This is a genomic window from Arthrobacter sp. P4_F10 (assembly GCF_056401435.1).
In genome coordinates this window covers 1-20,604 of sequence record NZ_JBFUJJ010000012.1, presented here as the reverse complement: position 1 = coordinate 20,604, position 20,604 = coordinate 1, and the positions used below count along the sequence as shown (strand labels likewise).

Below are 20,604 nucleotides of genomic sequence, written 5' to 3'. Positions count from 1 at the left end.
TGTTCCACCGTTACGGAGCCACCACCGAAGGAGGCAGGATGCGCGCCAGCGACAAGGCCTACGCGGCCCTGCGCGACGACATCATCGAATGGCGCCTCCTGCCCGGAACCGTGCTCGCGGAAGTGGAGCAGTCGGAGCGCCTCGGCATCTCCCGCACCCCGCTGCGGGAGGCCCTGAGCCGGCTCACGGCCGAGGGCCTGACGACGACGGCGGGCGGCCGCGGCGTCGTCGTGACCGACATTTCCCTGGACGACATCGACGAACTGTTCGAACTGCGCGAAACCCTCGAAGGCAGGGCAGCAGCCCTGGCCGCCGAGCGCGGAGACCCCGCAACCTTCGAACAGCTCCGGCGCGAACTGCTCCAGGCACCGGAACTGATCGGCGGTCAGGATCCGGCTCTGCACGACTACTACGGGCTGGTCGGGCGGCTCGACGCGGCCATTGACGCCGCAATCTCCAACGCCTACCTCGTCCAGGCCATGCGCAGCCTGCGCGTCCACCTCGTGCGCGTCCGGCGCCTGGCCGCCGACGACGCCGCACGGCTCACCGCCGCCGCCGCAGAGCACGCCGCCATCGCCGAGGCGATCGCCGCAGGCAACCCGCGGCTGGCCGAGGCCGCCACTACGCTTCACCTGCACCGCAGCCTCTCACACGTCAAAGCCACTCATACACCTCAGCAAAAGGAGCACCATGGTTAAGGAACACCACGTCCGCGTTTACAAGAGCGAGGAAAACCTGGGCCGCGAGGACCAGCTCGCCTACAAGATCGCCAAGGTCGCCGCGGATCCCGTGGATGTCACCGATGAGGTCACCGACATGGTGATCAACCGGATCATCGACAACGCCTCGGTGGCGATCGCGTCGCTGAACCGTGCCCCGATCGTCGCTGCCCGGGCCCAGGCCCTCACTCACGGCCCCAGCACCGGCGGCAAGGGCTCGAAGGTCTTCGGCATCGAGGAACGCGTCTCCCCCGAATGGGCTGCCTGGGCCAACGGCGTCGCGGTCCGCGAACTCGACTACCACGACACTTTCCTGGCCGCGGACTACTCGCACCCGGGCGACAACATCCCCCCGATCCTGGCCGTCGCGCAGCACGTCGGTTCCAGCGGCCAGGACCTGATCCGCGGCATCGCCACCGGCTACGAGATCCAGGTCAACCTGGTCAAGGCCATCTGCCTGCACAAGCACAAGATCGACCACGTGGCGCACCTCGGCCCCTCCGCCGCGGCCGGCATCGGCACCCTGCTGGGACTCGACGTCGAGACCATCTTCCAGTCCGTCGGCCAGGGCCTGCACACAACCACCGCCACGCGGCAGTCCCGCAAGGGCGAAATCTCCACCTGGAAAGCCCACGCCCCCGCGTTCGCCGGCAAGATGGCCGTCGAATCCGCTGACCGCGCGATGCGCGGCCAGACCTCCCCGGTGCCGATCTACGAAGGCGAAGACGGCGTGATCGCCTGGATGCTGGACGGCCCGGACGCTTCCTACACCGTGCCGCTGCCCGAAGCTGGCGAGGCCAAGCGGGCCATTATGGACACCTACACCAAGGAACACTCCGCCGAATACCAGGCCCAGGCGTGGATCGACCTCGCCCGCAAGCTCAACGGCGAACACCCCGAAGTCACGGACCCTGCCAACGTCGAATCCGTGCTGATCAAGACCAGCCACCACACCCACTACGTGATCGGCTCCGGCGCCAACGACCCGCAGAAGTACGATCCCACGGCCAGCCGCGAGACGCTGGACCACTCGATCCCGTACATCTTCACCGTCGCCCTGCAGGACGGCACCTGGCACCACGTGGACTCCTACGCCCCGGAACGCGCCGCCCGCCCCGACACCGTGGAACTCTGGCACAAGGTCACTACGGTCGAGGACCCGGAATGGACCCGGCGCTACCACTCCCTGGACATCGCCGAGAAGGCCTTCGGCGGCACCGTGGAGATCACGCTCAAGGACGGTACCGTCATCACCGATGACATCGCGGTCGCCGATGCCCACCCGCTGGGCGCCCGCCCGTTCGCACGGGAGCAGTACGTCAACAAGTTCCGCACCCTCGCCGCCGGCCTTGTGGCCGACGAGGAGATCGAGCGCTTCCTCGCCGCTGCTGCCCGGCTCCCCGAGCTCGCCGCCGGCGAGCTGGACCAGCTGAACATCCGGGCGGCCGACGGCGTGATCGACCTCGCCGCCGCCCCGAAGGGACTCTTCTAATGTTGTATTCGAAGGTCACGCCGGAGCAGAAGCGGATCCGGTTCCGCGAACTCCTCGCCTCCGGCACCATCGCCCAGTTCCCCGGCGCGTTCAACCCGCTCTCGGCGCGGCTGATCGAGGAGAAGGGCTTCGCCGGGGTGTACATTTCCGGTGCCGTCCTCGCCAACGACCTCGGCCTGCCGGACATCGGGCTGACCACCCTCACCGAGGTCGCCACCCGCGCCGGGCAGATCGCCCGGATGACGGACCTGCCGGCAATCGTCGACGCTGACACCGGTTTTGGCGAGCCCATGAACGTGGCCCGCTCGGTCCAGGAGCTCGAGAACGCCGGCCTGGCCGGCTGCCACATCGAGGACCAGTTCAACCCCAAGCGCTGCGGCCACCTCGACGGCAAGAACGTTGTGGACCTGGACACCGCCACCAAGCGGATCCGGGCTGCGGCCGACGCCCGGCGTGACCCGAACTTCCTGATCATGGCCCGGACCGACATCCGCGCCACAGACGGCCTGCAGGCCACGCAGGAGCGCGCCCGGGCCCTGGTCGAGGCCGGTGCGGACGCGATTTTCCCCGAGGCGATGAAGGACCTGAGCGAGTTCCAGGCCATCCGCGACGCCGTCGACGTCCCGATCCTTGCCAACATGACCGAATTCGGGCAGAGTGCCCTGTTCACCGTGGAGGAGCTGGCCGGCGTCGGGGTCAATATGGTGATTTATCCGGTCACGCTGCTCCGTAGTGCCATGGGCGCTGCGGAGCGTACTCTGGAATCGATTAAGGCCGACGGAACCCAGGAGGCACAGGTTGGAAGCATGCTGACCCGTGCGCGTTTGTACGATCTCGTTGATTACGAGGCTTATAACCGTTTCGATACCGGAGTTTTCAATTTCCAGATCCCCGGTAAGTAAGCCCCGCATAGAACCTCCGGCATATGCCGGTATACAAGCGTTAGGAACAAAGGAGTTTCAGCATGGCTGAACAGGACATCAAAAAGGGCCTCGCCGGCGTCGTGGTTGACTACACCGCGGTCTCCAAGGTCAACCCGGACACCAACTCGCTGCTGTACCGCGGCTACCCCGTGCAGGAGCTGGCCGCCAAGTGCAGCTTCGAGGAGGTCGCCTACCTTTTGTGGAACGGCGAGCTGCCCACCACGGACCAGTTGGCGGAGTTCACTGCCAGGGAACGTGCCGGCCGCGCCCTGGATCCGGTTGTCAAACAGGTGATCGACGCGCTGCCCACCACCGCGCACCCCATGGATGTATGCCGGACCGCCACGTCGGTCATCGGCGCCCGGCACCCCCTGGCGGAGGATTCCTCGCGCGAGGCCAACCTGGCCAAGGCCGTTGACCTGTTCGCCGCGATGCCCGCCGTCGTGGCCTACGACCAGCGCCGCCGTCACGGCCAGGACCTCGTGGAGCCCCGCGAGGATCTGGGCTACGACGCCAACTTCCTCTGGATGACCTTCGGCGAGGAGGCCGTCCCCGAGGTAGTCGACGCTTTCAACGTCTCAATGATTTTGTACGCCGAGCACTCCTTCAATGCCTCCACCTTCACTGCCCGCGTGATCACCTCCACGCTCTCGGACCTGCACTCGGCCGTGACCGGGGCCATCGGCGCCCTCAAGGGCGCGCTGCACGGCGGCGCCAACGAGGCCGTCATGCACACCTTTGACGAGATCGGCATCAGGCCCGAGGAATCACTGGAGGACGCTCACGTCCGGGCCAAAGCCTGGATGGAAAACGCCCTGGCCCACAAGAAGAAGGTCATGGGCTTCGGCCACCGCGTCTACAAGCACGGCGACTCCCGCGTGCCCACCATGAAGTCCGCGCTGGACAAGATGATCGCCCATTATGGCCGGCCCGAGCTGCTGGGCCTCTACAACGGGCTCGAGACCGCGATGGACGAGGCGAAGGGGATCAAGCCGAACCTCGACTATCCGACCGGCCCCACGTACCACCTCATGGGCTTCGACACCGCCACCTTCACTCCCCTGTTCGTCGCCAGCCGCATCACCGGCTGGACGGCGCACATCATGGAGCAGCTGGATGCGAACTCCCTGATCCGTCCGTTGAGCGAGTACAACGGCGTCGAGGAGCGACACCTGGCGTAGCAGGGACTCCTGCAGAAAAAACGCGGGCAGAMAACRCGGACCGGTCACCCCCCAAAGGTGGCCGGTCCGCGTTGTCTGCCCGCGTTTTTTTCTGCCCGCTTTCTCCTGCCTGCGGCGTTGTGCCTAGCTGGCCTTGATTTTCAGCGACGTGATCATGCGCTTCGCGTTCACGTACTCCGGGGTCTGCATGTAGGCCCTTGCCGCTTCCAGCGAGGGGAACGTCTTGGCGCCCTTACGGTTTCCGGTCTGCTCGGAACCACCGCTGTTGACCTGGACGGCGTCGGCAAAGTAATAGAAAGGCGACTCTGCCGGACCACTGACCACGTTGTAGAACATGCAGGACTTTCCGTCCTTGCCCGCTACTCTGCCCGCGATGCCGTACGAAGCGGTGACGCGGCCCGGTTCCTGGAGGGCGCGGAAGGCAAAGCGGGGCGTGATGGTGTCAGCCGCGGCAGTGTTGTACGGCAACGCCAGCTCCACCGAGTCCAGGACACTGTAGGGAACCGGGTTCTGGCGGCAGCCGCCGAGCCCGTCAAACGGTTCGTCCAGGCTGATCGGTCTGACGGGTGCCGGTCACCCCTACGGGTGACCGGCCCACCGCATTTCGCTATCCTTGTGCCGGCAATTTCAGGCTGCGAATCATGCTCTTTAGTTTTGTGTACTCGGGTGTCCCCATGTAGGCCTTGGCCTCGGCCATGCTCTGGAACACCGGTTCGTCAAGACTCTTCGAGTCCCTGTCGGCGAAGGTCAGCGAACCCCTCGGTGCGCCGCTGACCACCGAATACATGAGGCAGCTGTTCATGAGCTGGCCGCTGGACTTGTCCACCAGGCCAACCTGGTAACTGAAGCCCTTCCCTACCGATGTCTGGTCGAGTACGCGGTAGGAAAACCGGACCTGCGCCGCGACCGCCCAATCGGAGCTGAGCGACGACGGTGCGGAGTCGAGCTCAGTGGCCGTGTATTTTTCCGGACCGCAGCCGCCTCCCAGCCCACCGCCCAAGCCGTAGTAGAGTCTCGCCACGCGCTTGCTGGACTCATCGAACACACCCACGCCGGTTGCCGGAAAATCTGGAGTGCCTGCTGGCTCGTCTTTCGCGGTCCAGCCCGCGGGGAGTTCGAAACTAACGCTCCCGTCCTTACTGACGAAGCGTCCGGCGGCAGCCACATTGACCGGATGCAGTGCCAAGGAAATCAGCATGCGCTTAGTGTCCTGGTAATCCTGCGTCTGCATGTAAGCCGTGGCCTCCGCAACGCTGTCGAAGGCCAGTGCGGCCTCCTCGCCGTCGGGCTTGAGCCACATGGTATCGCCGAAGTGTGCGAAGGGCATGTTGTCCGGGCCCAAGATGCTGTTGTACAGCCCGCACGTCGTGGTACCCGGAGCCAGCTCTGCGTCATTGAGGGCCATGGAACCATAGATTTTGTCTCCCTGGACGATCCGAAAGACAAACCCGGACGGGCCCCGGGGCATTTCCTTGAGTTTCTGCGCCTTTTGCGGAATGTCGACAATGACTGAGTCAAGGGTGGAGAACGGCTTGGGATCCGCGCAGACGGGTCCTCCCGTTCCGTCGTAGACCAGGCTGAGGGTTGACATCGTCTTGCCGGTGGAATTCTTCACCACGACGGTGTTGTAGGCGCCCCCGTCGATCGATTGCGGCGCCTGGGACACGGTCCAGCTCGCGGGGAGTTCAAACGTGGCCTGGCCAGTCGTGTCAGTGAAGGTAGTCCAGACAGCCGGAGCGGATGTTGCCGTTGGTGTCGGCGACGGCGTCACGCTCGCCGAGGCGGTCGCTGAAGCCGTCGGGGAGGCAACGGCCGTGGGAGCAACGGTGCTGGCCGGCTCCGGGGCCGTGGTGAGGGAACCCAGGTTGGTGGCGACCAGGACGCCGGCGGTGACGGCCGCCGCTGCCAGGGTCAGCACACCGCCCAGCCTGGCCCGCCGGTGCTTCCGGTCCGCCAGGGAGACGACATTGCGCGGCAGGCGATCGCTAAACGCGCCGGATTCGGCGAGCATCCGGCGCAGTGCTGCCTCGCCGTCGGGCACGGACGGATCGTTGTGCACGGGGTCCGTCGCGGAAATCATGTTCTTGATCGGATCCATCTCAGGCACCCATCTTCTGTGTCATCGTGTCAGCACTGACCGGCATTTGCTTGCGAAAAGCGGCCCGGGCCCGGTGCAGCCGGACCTTGGCGGCGGACTCGCTGCAGTGCAGCACGCCCGCGATGTCAGCGATACTCAATTCATCCCAGTAGGCGAGCTGGAGAATGTCCCGGTCCTTCTCCCGCAAACCGGCCAGGGCGTCCTGGACCGCCACGTTGTCCGAGCCGTCACCGAACCGGACAACGGCCGCGGAGCGCAGCTTGTCCTGCAGCGCCTGCTGCCGGTCCCGGCTACGGTACGCGTTCCCGATCAGGTTGCGGGCCACCGTCAGAAGCCACGCTGTATCCGTCCGCGGTGCGTCATCCCATTTCTGCCACACCACCCGGAAAACATCGGCGGCGAGTTCCTCCGCCAGCTCGGCTGATTCAACCCGCCGCCGCACAAATTTGTAGACCAGTGGGTAACTGTCTTTGTGAATGGCGATAAATGCCAATTCGCGCTCCGAAAGCACGCATCCCCCAAGTATGTTGTGTCCGAAACTGCTGGATAACTGTATTGTTTCCGGCCGCCGGCCCGGGGTTACACGCCCCGCAAAGAATATTCCGCGGAGGCCACGGTCTCGTTGTCGTCGTTCAGGGTGATGACGGCTTCCACAGTGCCTTCCCCCAATGCCAGCGGCAGCCAGTGCTCGGCATCCTGCCACATGCGCGCCAACGGCAGGGACGCGACCTGGAACCATTCCGGGATCATTTCCTGGCTTTCGACGGGTTCGCCACTCCAGCGGCGCGTGGTGAAAAGGCTGGTGGACATGTTCCATTCCGGCCGTGCGGGAAAGACGAATTCGATCAGCCCGGCAACGCGGAGGTCGTCCTCTATGACCACGATTCCGGCTTCCTCAAAGACTTCGCGGCAGGCAGCCTCGGCGTCGGACTCCCCCGGTTCCACGTGCCCGCCGAGCCCCACGATCTTTCCGACACCGAACCCGGTCTTCTTCGTACCGAGGAGGACCTGCGTGCCGGCAGCTCCGTCGCGTAGCAGGAAGCACAGAGTGACAGCTGTCGATTTCATGAATCCACCCTAGCGCCAGCCCCCGGGGCCGTCGGTGCCCGGCCGCAGGCGTGCCGCGGCGCGGATTTAACCCAGGGCGCGCGGATGCGCTGCGGCGTAGATCTCCCGCAGCGTATCGGCCGTCACCTGGGTGTAGACCTGCGTGGTGGTCACCGAGGCGTGCCCCAGCAGTTCCTGGACCACCCGGACATCGGCGCCACCCTCAAGCAGGTGGGTGGCGAAGGAGTGCCGAAGGGTGTGCGGCGAAACGTCTTTAGTGATGTTGGCCTTGTCCGCCGCCGCCTTCAAAATGGTCCAGGCGCTTTGCCGGCTGATCCTGCCGCCGCGGGCGTTGAGGAACAATGCAGGGGTGCCCTTGCCCTTGGCGGCCAGCAGGGGCCGGCCGCGGACAAGGTAGGCGTCGAGGGCGCGAGCTCCGTAGGATCCGAGCGGCACGAGGCGTTCCTTTGAGCCCTTGCCGAACAGCCTGACTATCGCCGGGCCGTCGCTTTCGCCGGCCTGTTCGGGCGTGTGCAGGGAGATGTCGTCCACATCCAGGCCCACGGCTTCGCTGATGCGGGCACCGGTGGAATAGAGGAACTCGAGCAGCGCGCGGTCGCGCAGGCCGGTGGCCGTATCCGTGCCGGCCGCCTCGAGGATCCGGGTGACCTCGTCGACGCTGATGGCCTTGGGCAGCCGCTTACCGGGCATGGGCGGGTGGACGTCACTGGCCGGATCGGCGGGAGTGACGCCTTCGAGGGCCCAGAACTTGTGGAGTCCGCGGACGGCCACCACCGTCCGGGCTGCCGAGCGGATGCCCAGGGCAGAGCCGCCGTCGGACCCGTCGGAGAGGGCCTGGACGAAGCCGGTGACGTCGTGCCGGGTGATCTCGGCGGGGCGTTCCCGGCCTGTGCTGGCGAGGTGCCTGGCGTACCGGGCCAGGTCCCGCCGGTAGGCGGAGAGGGTGTTGGCCGCGAGCCCCCGTTCCACGCCCATGTGCTGCAGATAGTCAGTTATGGCGCGGTCGATCGCTGTGAGCGGCCGGGTGGGCGGGCGTTCGGGAGCGGCTGCCTCCGCCGGCGCGGGGGCCTGAAGTTGCGCGGGGGCCGGAGGCTCGGCAATCAGCGCATCGGTCATTGGCGCTGGCTGGGATGGGCGGGCCAGGGCGCGTCGGCCGGGCGGAGGCTCTCGAAGTTGTCGGCGCGGGCGGCGGCAGCGGCCAGCACGCCGACGACGGCGGACGGGTTGTGCAGGCGGCCGTCAAGCACCGCCTGCACAGCCTCGTCCAGCGGGGTCCAGTGCAGTTCGATTTCGGCTTCCTCGTCGGTGCGGACGTGCCGCTCATGTCCCGGCACCTCGCTCAGCCCGCGGGCCAGGTAGATGCGGATGGCTTCGCTGGAGGATCCCGGGGAGTTGAAGAAGTCCGCCAGCACGTTCCAGCGCTCCGCCACGAGGTCCGCTTCCTCGGCCAGTTCGCGGGCGGCGCCGATGACGAAGTCCTCCCCTTCGACGTCCAGCAGCCCGGCGGGGATCTCCCAGAGGTCCATGCCGACGGGGTGCCGGTACTGCCGGAGCAGCAGCACGTCGCCGGCGTCGTTCATGGGAAGTATGGCCACCGCGCCGGGATGGTCGATGTAGTCCCGGACCAGGGTGTCGCCGTCGTCGTTGAGCTGGAAACTGTCGCTGACAACGTCCCAGATCCTGCCTTCGTAAACCTTCCGGGAAGACAAAAGACGGCGCGGGCTCGGCTCATCCGAAACCTGCCGTGCAGCATTGGGGGTCTCAGACATACCGGGCATCGCGCCGTCCTTTGATTCAGTTGGAAATTACTTGGACACTGCTGCCGACGAGGGCTTGGGCGCAGCAGCCGGGGCATCGGCCTTTGCACTGGCCGCAGGCACGCCGTTGGCGGCCCGCTGATGCCCAAGGGCAGCTTCGATCAGGCCCGCGAACAGGGGGTGCGGGCGCGTGGGCCGGGAGCTGAGCTCGGGGTGCGCCTGCGTGGCCACGTAGTACGGGTGCACGTCGCGGGGAAGTTCCACGAACTCGACCAGCTTGCCATCGGGCGACGTTCCAGAGAACGACAGGCCCTTGGCGGCAATCTGATCGCGGTACTTGTTGTTGACCTCGTAGCGGTGGCGGTGCCGTTCGCTGACCTTTGTGGTGCCGTAGGTCTCGGCGACGACGGAGCCTTCGTCAAGCTTGGCTTCGTACAGGCCCAGGCGCATGGTGCCGCCGAGGTCGCCCTTGCCGTCGACGATGTCCAACTGCTCTTCCATCGTGGCGATGACGGGGTACTTGGAATCCGGCTCGAACTCGGACGAAGACGCTCCCTCGAGGCCGACCACGTTGCGGGCGTACTCGATCACCATGCACTGCAGGCCTAGGCACAGGCCCAGGACCGGGAGCTTGGTTTCGCGGGCGTACTTCAGGGCGCCGAGCTTGCCTTCGAGGCCGCGAATGCCGAAGCCGCCCGGAACGCAGATGGCGTCGACGCCGGCCAGGGACTGCACGGCACCCTCGCGGGTTTCGCATTCGTCCGAGGGGACCCAGCGGATCTTGACCTTGGTGTCGTTGGCGAAGCCGCCGGCGCGCAGGGCCTCCGTGACGGACAGGTAGGCGTCCGGCAGGTCGATGTACTTGCCCACGAGCGCGATCTCAACTTCGTGCTTCGGGTTGTGGACGGCGTCGAGCAGCTTGTCCCAGCTGGTCCAGTCCACATCCTTGAACGGCAGGTCCAGGGCGCGGACGATGTACGAATCCAGGCCCTGGGAGTGCAGGGTCTTCGGGATGTCGTAGATGCTCGGTGCGTCCGGGCAGCCGATCACGGCGTCGATGTCAACGTCGCACATGCGGCCGATCTTGTCGCGCATCGGCTGCGGGACTTCGCGGTCCGAACGGATCACGATTGCCTCCGGCTGGATGCCGATGGAGCGCAGCGCGGCAACGGAGTGCTGCGTCGGCTTGGTCTTCAGCTCCTGCGACGGGCCGATGTACGGCACGAGGGACACGTGGAGGAAGAAGACATTTCCGCGGCCGATGTCCTGGCGGACCTGTCGTGCGGATTCCAGGAACGGCTGGGACTCAATGTCGCCCACCGTGCCGCCGATTTCGGTGATGATGACGTCCGGGGCGTTCTTGCCCTCGGCGGGAAGCCGCATGCGCCGCTTGATCTCATCGGTGATGTGCGGGATGACCTGGACGGTGTCGCCGAGGTATTCGCCGCGGCGTTCCTTGGCGATGACGGTCGAGTAGACCTGGCCGGTTGTGACGTTGGCCGATCCTTCGAGGTTTTCATCGAGGAAGCGCTCATAGTGGCCGATGTCCAGGTCCGTTTCGGCGCCGTCGTCAGTGACGAAGACTTCGCCGTGCTGGAAGGGGTTCATCGTGCCCGGATCCACGTTCAGATAGGGATCGAGCTTTTGCATTGTTACAGACAGACCACGTGCCCGCAGGAGGTGGCCGAGGCTCGAAGCCGTCAGTCCCTTACCGAGCGAGGACGCTACACCACCGGTGACGAAGATGTGTTTGGTCGTCTTGGACGAGCCCGGAAACCGGGAATTTACACGAGAGTTTGATCGCTGCACCACGGGGTTTGAGCTTATCATCAATTCGGCCTTCCACGGGCTCCTTGGCGGGATCCCAATGTGATTGTTGTCCTAGCAGCGGTCCCGGCGGGAATCCTTGCGGAGGTCCCCGGCGGCCCGCCTAGATTTGCGGCAGGAGTTTGGCGTCGTCCAGCAGCTCCTGGGCGTGGGCCTGCGCTGATTCCGAGTCCTCCTGGCCCGCCAGCATGCGGGCCAGCTCGCGGACGCGTTCGGCCTCGTCCAGCAGCTGCACGTCGCTGGAGGTGAAGCCCGTGGCCGTAGCGCCGTCAGCGCCCCGCACGGAGGTCTTGGTGACCCTGATGTGCTGGTTCGCGAACGCGGCCACCTGCGGCAGGTGGGTCACCACGAGGACCTGGACGTGCTGGGCCAGCATCGCCAGCCGGCGCCCTATCTCGACGGCGGCACGGCCACCCACGCCGGCGTCGACCTCGTCGAAGACGAACGTCGGGACGGGATCGACGGCGGCCAGCACTACTTCGATGGCGAGCATGACTCGGGAGAGTTCACCGCCCGAGGCGCCCTTGCCCAGCGGCCGGGCCGGCGCCCCGGAGTGAGGCTGCAGCAGGAACGAGATCTCATCGGCCCCGAACGGTCCCAGCTGGCCCGCGGATTCCACGTTGATCACCAGGGTGGCGTCTGCCATGGCCAGCGCGGTCAGCTCTGCACTGACCCGTGCGGAGAGATCCTTGGCGGCCTTCGTGCGCGCTTTGCTGATCGCGGCGGCCTTCTTCCGAAGCTCGGCTTCGGCCCGGGCAACCTCGGCGTCCAGCGATTCGATCCGGGTGGAGTCGTCCTGCAGTTCCTCGTGCCGGGCGCGGGCGGCCTCGGCCCAGACCAGCACCTCGTCGATGCTTGGCGCGTACTTGCGCACCAGCTTGGCCAGCGCGGCCCGGCGGTCCTCGATCTCGGCGAGCCGTTCCGGGCCCTCCGTGTCCAGGGCGGCCTGGTAGCTGGCGAGTTCCGCGGCGATGTCGTTGAGCAGGAAGCCGACCTCGGCCAGGCGCGCCGCGGCGGACCCCAGCTCCTCGTCGTGTTCGGCAACGTGCTCCAGGGTGCGCTTGGCGGCATCCACCAGGGTGGTGGCGTCGGCTTCTTCGCCGAAGTCCTCCGCGATGAGCGCCTGGTGGGCGGTGCTGGCTGCGATCCGCAGTTCCTCGACGTTGGCCAGTTTCACGGCCTCGGCCTTGAGGGCATCGTCCTCCCCCGGCTGCGGGTCCACGGCGTCGATCTCGGCCAGGGCAACCTGCAGCGACTCGGCCTCGCGGAGGCGTTCACGGGCGGCGCTGCGCAGGGCGTCCAGTTCGCCCTGGCTGGCGTGCCAGTGGGTGTAGAGGTCCTGGTAGGCGGCAAGCGTGCCCGCGAGGCTCTCGCCAGCGAATTTGTCCAGGCCGCAGCGTTGCGCCACCGGGCTCTTGAGCCGGATCTGGTCCGACTGCCCGTGCACCACCACGAGGGTTTCGCCGATTTCGGCCAGCACCCCGACCGGCGCGGCGCGTCCGCCCAGGTAGGCACGGCTGCGGCCGTCGGCTCCGACGCTGCGGGCAAGCAGCAGTTCCACGCCGCCGTCGAACTCCTCAACCTCCGCGCCGGCCTCGCGGGACCGCGCGACGGCGGCGTGGCCGGCGTCGAGCTTCAACACCGCCTCCGCGGAAGCGCTCTTCGCACCGCTGCGGACGGCACCGGCGTCGGACCTGGCACCGAGAAGCAGGCCGACGGCGGTGACCACCATGGTCTTGCCGGCACCGGTTTCACCGGTCACCACGCTGAGGCCCGGGCCCAGCGGCAGGATGGCGTCGGTGATGACACCGAGATCGCGGATACGCAGTTCTTCAAGCATGGTTCACTTCGCAGTCGAGGGATCGGGGGTGTCACCGGGATCCGTGTGGCCCGGCAAGGGCAGCGGCGGCATGGGACGGGGCGTGCGAATTATCGGGATGGGTCCGGTGTGGATGACCTCGGCCTGCGGCATGGGGCCGCGCCAGCCCTGGATCGGGAGCTCGAATTTGCGCACCAGCCTGCCGGAGAAGGGGGTCTGGTGCGTCCTGGCCAGCCGCACGGGCGTCGCGGAGCGGGTCACCTCGACGCGCGCGCCGGGCGGCAGATCCACCGAGCGGCGGCCGTCGCACCAGAGGACTCCCTGGGCATCGGTCCGGTTCAGGATCTCGACCGCAAGCCTGGACCGGGGCGAGACCACGAGCGGCTTCGCGAAGAGGGCATGGGCACTGATCGGCACGATCAGCAGGGCCTCGACCTCGGGCCACACCACAGGACCGCCGGCGGAAAACGCGTAGGCCGTGGAGCCTGTGGGCGTGGCCAGGACTACGCCGTCGCACCCGAATGAGGTCAGGGGGCGTTCGTCGACTTCCGTGACCACCTCCAGCATCCGTTCCCGGTTGCCCTTTTCGATCGCGGCCTCGTTGAGGGCCCACGTGTGCCAGATCTTCTGACCGCGGACCCAGACCTGGACGTCGATCGTCATGCGCTCCTCCACCGTGTAGTCACGGCTGGCGATCCACTCGACGGTCTGGGCGAGGTCCGCCCGCTCGCTCTCGGCCAGGAACCCCACGTGGCCGAGGTTGACCCCGAGCAGCGGCACGTCGACTTCACGGACGAGCTCGGCAGCGCGGAGGATGGTGCCGTCCCCGCCCAGCACCATGACGAGTTCTACCTCGGGCAGCTTCACATGGTCGTGAAGGACCTCGACGGGGTGGTCGAGCCGGCCGAAGAAGCGGACCATGTCCCCGAGCTCGTTCTCCTGCAGCACAGGGACCAGCCCGGATTCATGCAACAGGGCGCACGCTTCCCAGGCAGCCTTGAGGGACTCCTCGCGCCCTGTGTGGGCAAGGATGAGGACACGCCTGCTCATCGGGTTCCGCCTTCTGGTGGTACTAGTGGTTCGGCCAGATTGTTCCGAGCAACGCAGCAACAGCTGCGTCCCGCTCCTCGATCTTAGGCGGGACTTCCGACATCGCGCGTTTTATCCACAGGAAGTATTCGACATTGCCGTCCTGGCCCGGCAGCGGGCTTTGGGCCAGGCCGGACAAGACCAGGCCCGCATCCACGGCGGCGGCAGCCACCTTGCCCACGGCGAGCCGGCGTTCCCGTTCCGAGGTGACCACGCCGGTCCGGCCCAGCCGGTCCTTGCCGATCTCGAATTGTGGTTTGACCATGAGGACGAGGTCGCCGCCGGGCTCGGTGCAGGCCGCCAGCGGCGCCACCACGAGTGTCAGCGAGATGAAGGACAGATCCGCCACCGTCAACGCAGCCAGTCCGCCGATTTCCCCGGGCGTCATGTACCGCACGTTGAGGCCTTCGTGCACGGCAACGCGGGAGTCATTCCGGATTTCCGGCACCAGCTGGCCGTGCCCTACGTCCACGGCCACCACGTGGGCGGCTCCGCGCCGAAGCAACACATCCGTGAACCCGCCGGTCGAGGCACCGGCATCGAGGCACCGTTTGCCCGCGACGTCGACGGCGGGAAAGGCATCCAGCGCCCCGGCCAGCTTGTGCCCGGCGCGGCTGACGTAGCCGTCCTCGGCGGAGGCCATGACATCCAGCGCGGCCTCGTCCGGGACCTGCAGTGACGCCTTGGCGAGGACCTCGCCTCCGGAGCTCACCTTGCCCTCGGAAATCAGCCGGGCGGCATGCGTCCGGGACCTGGCGAGCCCCCGGCTGACGAGCGCCTGGTCTAGCCGACTCACGATCCCCCGTCCCCCGCGGCATGGATACGGCGCGCCACGCCGGCATGGGAAGCCACGTCTTCGTTCAGGGCCTCCAGCAAAGCATCATGCATGTCGGCATAGACTTCCCCGTGATCGGAAACGGGCGTTTGCCGCACGGCCGCAAGCCGGTCCAGCACAGCGCTGACGGCCGCGTCCTGGACGTGTGCCTGCTGTTCTGGTGCCTGCTGTTCTGGTGCCGCGTCCCCGGACGGTTCCGCCGGGAGCTGCCGCGCAGGCAGGTCCGGCCACGCGACGTCGGCCGCTGGGCTAGGCGGCTCCGCCTCAGCTGGCGGCTGGATTGGGGCCTGGTTTAGCTGCTGGTTCGGCTCGGTCATGTCTCCAGCCTAGTGATCGAGCCACTCGAGGACCGGAGCCAGTGCGTTGGTGGTCTCGGGGTTCGCTGCCCACCAGGCCGAGCAGGCGGCACGCCATGAATCGAGGTCGGCGGGGTCCCCGCTGATGTGGACGGACTGACCCCGTACGATCGCCGAGGCCGTGCCGCTGCGGAACCGCCCGGCGTCGTGCTCCACGGCCGGGTATGGCGCGTACAGGCCGGTCAGGTCATTGATGAGGAAATCGGGGCGTTCCATGGACTTCGCGGCGAGGATCGATTCCCTGGTGTCCACGCCTGTCAGCACAGCCACCGTGGCGAAGCCGGCGTTGTTGCCGCCGAGGATGTCGGTGTCCAGTCGGTCACCGACGACGAGCGGCCGGTCCGCGGCCAGCCGCTTGGCGGCGGTGTGGAACAGCGGCGCCTCGGGTTTGCCCGCCACGATCGGGCTCTTGCCGGTCGCGGCGGCCACGGCTGCCACGAGCGTCCCGTTACCGGGGGCGATTCCGCGCGCCTGAGGTATGGACCAATCAGTGTTGGTCGCCACCCAGAGGGCGCCGCCGGCGACGACGTACGACGCCTCGGCGAGGTCCTTCCATCCGATGTCCGGGCTAAAGCCCTGCACGACGGCGACGGGGTCATCCTCCGCGCCGCGGACGGGAACCAGACCGACCAGCTCAATTTCCTGGGCCAGCGCGGCGCTGCCCGTGATCAGCACGTGGGCCCCGGCCGGCAGCAGCGAGGCCAGCAGCGCTGCCGCCGCCTGCGAGGAACTCACCACCTGGTGGTCCTCGGCGGGGGCGCCGAGATCGCGCAGGTGTTGTGCAACCTGCGCCGGAGAACGGGATGCGTTGTTGGTGACGTAGCCCAGGCCGACGCCTACACCGGCGAGCCGGCGCAACGACTCCACGGCCCCGGGGATGGCATGGGGGCCGGCATAGACAACGCCGTCGAGGTCGGCGAGCAGGGCATCAAAGGTGGAGATCAGCGCAGTATCCGTCATGCGGTTAGTCCTCCACACGTTCACGCTGGGCAGGCTCTGAGTCGTCGACGAGTTCCTGATCCGCTTCAGCGTTCCGTTCCCCGTCGGCGTCATCTTCAGCTTCGGTGTCGGCTTCGGTGTCGGCTTCATCGAGCACGTCGGCTTCGACCGAATCCTGGTCGGACTCGGCGTCGTCGGACTCGAAGTAGTCGGCTTCGGCGTCGTCGGTGCTGCCGTCAATGGCATTGTCGTCGATGGAACTGTTGTCGCTCGCGCTGCCGTCGATCGCGTTCAGGCCGGCCGCTCCGGCTGCGGTGCCGGTGGCTTCTGCCGCGACAGCAGCCCCGGCGGCACGCGGGGCGCGCTCTTCGGTTCCGCCGTGCATGTCGGCATTCTCCTGCTCGCGGAGCCTGCGCTGCCGGTTCTCCTCGCGGGCCTCTTCTTCCTCGTCCCAGCCGAGATCGATGATGTCAGGGTCTTCGTCAGCCCCGAGCCCCAGTGCGTTTTCGGCCACGACGGCCTGCCGCTGCCACTTGTCGGCCTCGGCAGCGCGGCCGGCAGCCGTCAGTGCGTCAGCGTAGGCGCGGAACAGTCGCGGGCTGTAGGAAAAGGCGCGGTTGATGTCCAGCAGCGGAATTTCCAGCTCGGAAACCGCGGCGTCGAGCTGCCCGAGGTCGGTGCGGGCGCCGGCTGCCACGATAGCCAGCTCCACCTTGCCGGGGGCGTCCAGATCCTTGGCTTCGTCGGACCGGGCCATGTCCAGGGCGCGGTCCGGGCGGCCAAGGCCCCGCTCGCAGTCGGCCATGACCGGCAGGTGCATGTTGGAGCCGCTGATCCGTCGGTAGGTGCGGAATTCCCGGAGGGCTTCACCATAGTGGCCGGCCGCATAGGCGGTCAGGCCGACAGCTTCGCGGACGGACGCAAGGCGTCCGCCGCGGCGGCTGGCTGCCAGGGCATGCTGGAAGGCAAGCTCAGGTTCTTCGTCCAGAAGCCGTCCCGCCATGACGAGGTGGCGGGCCACCCATTCGGCGCTGGTGCCTTCGAGGGTCTTGATCTGGTGCTGGGTGGCGCGGTCAAGTTCCTTGCCCGTGACGTCCTCGTCGATCTGGGGTGAACGTTCCCGGTCGGGACGGTTGGCGCTGCGGAGATCGCGGGCATTGGGCACGCGTACCGGACGGTCTTCCGGACGGTCCCGCCCGTACTGACGCGGGCCTGAGTCGCCACGGTCGAAGCTCCGTGCCGGACGGTTCTCGCGGTTGCCGAACGGCTTGCGGTTGTCGCCGCTGCCATAAGGCTTGCGGTCACGGTCGCCGCCGCCGAAGCTGCGCTGTCCCCCGCCTTCACGCGGAGCACGATCACCATACGGCTTGCGGTCACGATCGCCACCGCCGCTATACGGCTTACGGTCGCCATAGGTCGGACGGCTATCGCCACCAAAGCTGCGCTGTCCCCCACCCTCACGCGGAGCACGATCACCATACGGCTTGCGGTCACGATCTCCACCGCCGCTATACGGCTTACGGTCGCCATAGGTCGGGCGGCTATCGCCGCCGAAGCTGCGCTGTCCACCGCCTTCACGCGGAGCACGATCACCATACGGCTTGCGGTCACGATCGCCACCGCCGCTATACGGCTTACGGTCACCATAGGACGGACGGCTATCGCCACCAAAGCTGCGCTGTCCCCCACCCTCACGCGGAGCACGATCACCATACGGCTTACGCTCACCGCCGGAATACGGCTTACGTTCGCTACCGCCGAACCCACGCTGATCCCCGCCCTCACGCGGAGTCCGCTCACCATACGGCTTACGGTCGCCATAGGACGGGCGGCTATCGCCACCGAAGCTGCGCTGTCCCCCACCCTCACGCGGAGCACGATCACCATACGGCTTACGCTCACCGCCGGAATACGGCTTACGTTCACTACCGCCGAACCCACGCTGATCCCCGCCCTCACGCGGAGCACGCTCACCATACGGCTTACGGTCACGGTCTTCCCTGGAACGGAACCCGCGAGGATCGCCGCCCGAGTTGCTCGTGCCGCGGAAAGGGGCTCCACCGGAACTGCGTCCGCCAGAGTTGTCGTGGGCCTTGCCGCCACGGTTGCCATCATTGTGCTCAGCCATGCTGGAATCCTCCTGTTGCGAGCTGACCACTGGCGCAATCGCAGCCGCYCTGTTCCGTGTTTCGTCTCCTACGCAACCCGAAATCAAGCGCTTCGAAGTCCGTACATCTCCCCCAATTCTAGGCGAGCAACCCGCCACCGGCTAACGGCAACCCCCAAGAGGGCACGTCGGTGGCGAGGCTCACAACGCCTCAGCAGCAGGGGCTCATGGGGCCGTTCAGGAACCAGGCTGAACGAGGCTCCCCCGGGATGGTGCGGGACGTGAGGGAACATGTCCAACTAGGTAGCAGCCGGGGGTAGAAAGGTAGCTAAATGGCTCTTCCTACCTGAGGTGGGGATGGGACAGTCCGCCGCCGATGAGCAGCATGCGTAGTCGGTAGTGCTTCCGGTTGCGGAAGCCGCGGGCAACGCGGCGGTGGAGTTCGATGAGGCCGTTGATCGCTTCGGTGCCGCCGGACCGGTCGACTGGGGCGACCTCGCCGGTGGCGCAGGCTACTTCGACCAGGCCCACTTCGGCCACGAGTTCCGGGCGTTCACCGGGCTCATGCCGACCCGGTACGTCGAAGTCTGGCGGCGATTCCTGCGCGAACATCCCGGCCACGCGCTGGACGGCTGGCCGCTGCCGGCCGACTAATTTCCTACTAGAGCGACAGCTCACGACACGCTAATGTGGGGGCACCCCAAAGCAGAGGAGAGCCCCGTGGGCAAGGTGGTCATGTACAGCTCGGTGTCGGTGGACGGCTTCGTCGCGGACGAGAATGACCAGCCCGGACTGCTGTTCGACTGGTTGTCCAACGGTGACGTCCCGTTGGACGAGAGCGGCGAGGTGAAGGTGTCTCAGACGTCCTACGACTACACCCGGCCGTACTGGGACCAGATCGGGGCGACAATCGTCGGCCGCCACGTCTTCGACATGACGGACGGCTGGGACGGGAAGCCTCCGAGCGGGATCGACCACGTGGTCGTCGTGACGCACCGGCCGCAGCCCGAGGGCTGGGACCCCGAGGCGCCGTTTCACTTCGTCGACGGCGTCGAGGCAGCCATGGCCAAGGCGCAAGAGCTTGCGGGTGACCGCATCGTCGAGGTCGCCGCTGGTGACGTCGGTGGCCAGATGCTTGCCGCGGGCCTGGTCGACGAGGTGCGCATGGACGTCGTACCCATCGTGTTCGGGTCCGGCAAGCGCTACTTCGGGTCGGTCCACGCACAGCACCTGTTGGAGGATCCCGACGTGGTGATTCAGGGCAACCGGGTGCTTCACCTGCGCTATCGGGTGCGCCGTTGACCGATCTGAGCGGGTACGCGAAGAAGTCCACTGCGAACGGTGACACAAGATCGGGCCTCCGGCTGCGGTTGCGCGTCGCTGCCCCGGGACCGACGCGCCAGCCAACATCCAGCCAGCGGTTACACCCTCAACTGTGAAGAGCCCGGGTCGGTCAGCGCAGGCGTTCCCGCTGCGCTGAGCGAGGTGATCACGCTGGGCCGAATGCTGAAGAAGCGCGCCGTCGACGTGCTGGCCTACTTCGACCGACCCGGCACCAGCAACGGCCCAACCGAGGCGATCAACGGACGACTCGAACACCTCCGCGGCTCCGCCCTCGGGTTCCGCAACCTCACCAACTACATCGCCAGATCGCTACTCGAGACCGGCGGCTTCAGGCCGCTGCTACATCCTGGATTGTGAAGAGCCCGGAAACCTAGGACCCTCCCTCACGTATCGCGGGACCTGTCCAGCCCCTCCCGCACGTCTTGGGTGTTCGACAGCGGCGCCGGGTCCCGGGTGCCTGCCGGCCCGTGCGGCAGCAGGCGAGGGAGCGTCCGGCAGGAGAAGCTGCAGGAAGACGTGAACGAGGCTCCCCCGGGATGGTGCGGGACGTGAGGGAGCAGGTCCAACTAGGTAGCAGCCGGGGTAGAAAGGTAGCTTAAATGCGGGAGGACCCCCGACCTGTGGTTGGGGGTCCTCGACCGTGAATGGTGTTCCGGCGGTGACCTACTCTCCCACACCCTCCCGGGTGCAGTACCATCGGCGCTGTGGGTCTTAGCTTCCGGGTTCGGGATGGGACCGGGCGTTTCCCCCACGCTATGACCGCCGTAACCCTGTGTCCGCACCCGCCGGCGCCTGGTGGCGTGGGGGTGGGAAATCTGTGGTTACAACATCTGTGGTGTTGTTATTTTGTTGTCGGTTCCTGTGCAACAGTGCCGTCGGTGACGGGTTTGTTGTTTGGGAACCACATAGTGGACGCAAGCAGTCTTGTTTCTTTGTACCCTTCCCGGGGTGTGAACGTCTTTTGAATCCGTTCACGGGATGGGTGTGTGGTGTAAGTTATCGGCCTATTAGTACCGGTCAGCTTCACGAGTCGTTAGTCCTCGCTTCCAC

Annotated in this window: 18 protein-coding genes, 1 rRNA gene and 2 pseudogenes; 6 read left to right on the top strand and 15 right to left on the bottom strand. The window is 66.8% G+C overall.

Annotated elements, in window-relative coordinates; translation table 11 throughout:
- Positions 1–38: 38 nt before the first annotated feature.
- From AC1DR1_RS13715 to AC1DR1_RS13700, 4 genes are all read left to right on the top strand, one after another.
- Complete coding sequence (locus tag AC1DR1_RS13715; protein ID WP_091564429.1) at positions 39–698, top strand: GntR family transcriptional regulator; 660 nt, start codon at positions 39–41, stop codon at positions 696–698.
- Positions 691–2,211, top strand: a complete 1,521-nt coding sequence (locus tag AC1DR1_RS13710; protein ID WP_229992523.1) for an MmgE/PrpD family protein — start codon at positions 691–693, stop codon at positions 2,209–2,211. The genes AC1DR1_RS13715 and AC1DR1_RS13710 overlap by 8 nt, the downstream gene beginning before the upstream one ends.
- Positions 2,211–3,113 (top strand): methylisocitrate lyase, encoded by a 903-nt coding sequence (prpB, locus tag AC1DR1_RS13705; RefSeq protein ID WP_229992522.1) that lies wholly within the window; start codon positions 2,211–2,213, stop codon positions 3,111–3,113. Before AC1DR1_RS13710 ends, prpB begins: the two co-directional genes overlap by 1 nt.
- A 62-nt stretch (positions 3,114–3,175) precedes the next feature.
- Positions 3,176–4,315 (top strand): bifunctional 2-methylcitrate synthase/citrate synthase, encoded by a 1,140-nt coding sequence (locus tag AC1DR1_RS13700; RefSeq protein WP_229992521.1) that lies wholly within the window; start codon positions 3,176–3,178, stop codon positions 4,313–4,315.
- Positions 4,316–4,438: 123 nt separating this feature from the next.
- Here the strand turns inward: AC1DR1_RS13700 and AC1DR1_RS13695 are convergent, their stop codons facing one another.
- The 14 genes and pseudogenes from AC1DR1_RS13695 to AC1DR1_RS13630 all read right to left on the bottom strand — a co-directional run.
- Positions 4,439–4,783 (bottom strand): hypothetical protein, encoded by a 345-nt coding sequence (locus tag AC1DR1_RS13695; RefSeq protein ID WP_229992520.1) that lies wholly within the window; start codon positions 4,781–4,783, stop codon positions 4,439–4,441.
- 139 nt (positions 4,784–4,922) lie between these two features.
- On the bottom strand, positions 4,923–6,422 hold the full coding sequence (locus tag AC1DR1_RS13690; protein WP_476992748.1) for a hypothetical protein: 1,500 nt from the start codon (positions 6,420–6,422) through the stop codon (positions 4,923–4,925).
- Positions 6,415–6,906, bottom strand: coding sequence for an RNA polymerase sigma factor (locus AC1DR1_RS13685; protein ID WP_229992518.1), 492 nt, complete (start codon positions 6,904–6,906; stop codon positions 6,415–6,417). Before AC1DR1_RS13685 ends, AC1DR1_RS13690 begins: the two co-directional genes overlap by 8 nt.
- 86 nt (positions 6,907–6,992) lie before the next feature.
- On the bottom strand, positions 6,993–7,481 hold the full coding sequence (locus tag AC1DR1_RS13680) for an 8-oxo-dGTP diphosphatase (protein ID WP_476992747.1): 489 nt from the start codon (positions 7,479–7,481) through the stop codon (positions 6,993–6,995).
- A 66-nt stretch (positions 7,482–7,547) separates the two neighbouring features.
- Entirely contained in the window at positions 7,548–8,597 is a 1,050-nt protein-coding gene (xerD, locus tag AC1DR1_RS13675) for a site-specific tyrosine recombinase XerD (RefSeq protein ID WP_476992746.1), read from the bottom strand.
- Positions 8,594–9,259, bottom strand: coding sequence for an NUDIX domain-containing protein (locus AC1DR1_RS13670; protein ID WP_229992516.1), 666 nt, complete (start codon positions 9,257–9,259; stop codon positions 8,594–8,596). Before AC1DR1_RS13670 ends, xerD begins: the two co-directional genes overlap by 4 nt.
- 27 nt (positions 9,260–9,286) lie before the next feature.
- Positions 9,287–11,068, bottom strand: coding sequence for a CTP synthase (locus AC1DR1_RS13665; RefSeq protein ID WP_476967213.1), 1,782 nt, complete (start codon positions 11,066–11,068; stop codon positions 9,287–9,289).
- A 100-nt stretch (positions 11,069–11,168) separates the two neighbouring features.
- Positions 11,169–12,905, bottom strand: coding sequence for a DNA repair protein RecN (gene recN, locus AC1DR1_RS13660; RefSeq protein WP_476992745.1), 1,737 nt, complete (start codon positions 12,903–12,905; stop codon positions 11,169–11,171).
- 3 nt (positions 12,906–12,908) lie between these two features.
- A complete protein-coding gene (locus AC1DR1_RS13655; RefSeq protein WP_229992513.1) occupies positions 12,909–13,934 on the bottom strand; it encodes an NAD kinase in 1,026 nt (341 codons plus the stop codon).
- Positions 13,935–13,956: 22 nt separating this feature from the next.
- Entirely contained in the window at positions 13,957–14,769 is an 813-nt protein-coding gene (locus AC1DR1_RS13650; protein ID WP_476992744.1) for a TlyA family RNA methyltransferase, read from the bottom strand.
- Positions 14,766–15,125: a hypothetical protein gene (locus AC1DR1_RS13645; RefSeq protein WP_476992743.1), complete on the bottom strand. Its 360-nt coding sequence runs from the start codon at positions 15,123–15,125 to the stop codon at positions 14,766–14,768. Before AC1DR1_RS13645 ends, AC1DR1_RS13650 begins: the two co-directional genes overlap by 4 nt.
- Positions 15,126–15,134: 9 nt before the next feature.
- Complete coding sequence (locus AC1DR1_RS13640; RefSeq protein WP_476992742.1) at positions 15,135–16,124, bottom strand: HAD-IIA family hydrolase; 990 nt, start codon at positions 16,122–16,124, stop codon at positions 15,135–15,137.
- Positions 16,125–16,128: 4 nt separating this feature from the next.
- Entirely contained in the window at positions 16,129–17,268 is a 1,140-nt protein-coding gene (locus AC1DR1_RS13635) for a hypothetical protein (RefSeq protein WP_476992741.1), read from the bottom strand.
- Positions 17,269–18,552: 1,284 nt separating this feature from the next.
- A pseudogene (locus AC1DR1_RS13630) lies at positions 18,553–18,687 on the bottom strand (transposase); the annotation flags it as partial.
- A 243-nt stretch (positions 18,688–18,930) separates the two neighbouring features.
- On the opposite strand from AC1DR1_RS13630, the gene AC1DR1_RS13625 reads away from it, so the two are divergent.
- Together AC1DR1_RS13625 and AC1DR1_RS13620 are read left to right on the top strand one after the other, a co-directional pair.
- Positions 18,931–19,512: a dihydrofolate reductase family protein gene (locus AC1DR1_RS13625; protein WP_229992575.1), complete on the top strand. Its 582-nt coding sequence runs from the start codon at positions 18,931–18,933 to the stop codon at positions 19,510–19,512.
- A 150-nt stretch (positions 19,513–19,662) separates the two neighbouring features.
- Positions 19,663–19,911: pseudogene (locus AC1DR1_RS13620) on the top strand (transposase); the annotation flags it as partial.
- 293 nt (positions 19,912–20,204) lie between these two features.
- On the opposite strand, the gene rrf reads toward AC1DR1_RS13620, so the two are convergent.
- Positions 20,205–20,321, bottom strand: a 5S ribosomal RNA gene (gene rrf, locus AC1DR1_RS13615).
- Positions 20,322–20,604 lie beyond the last annotated feature (283 nt).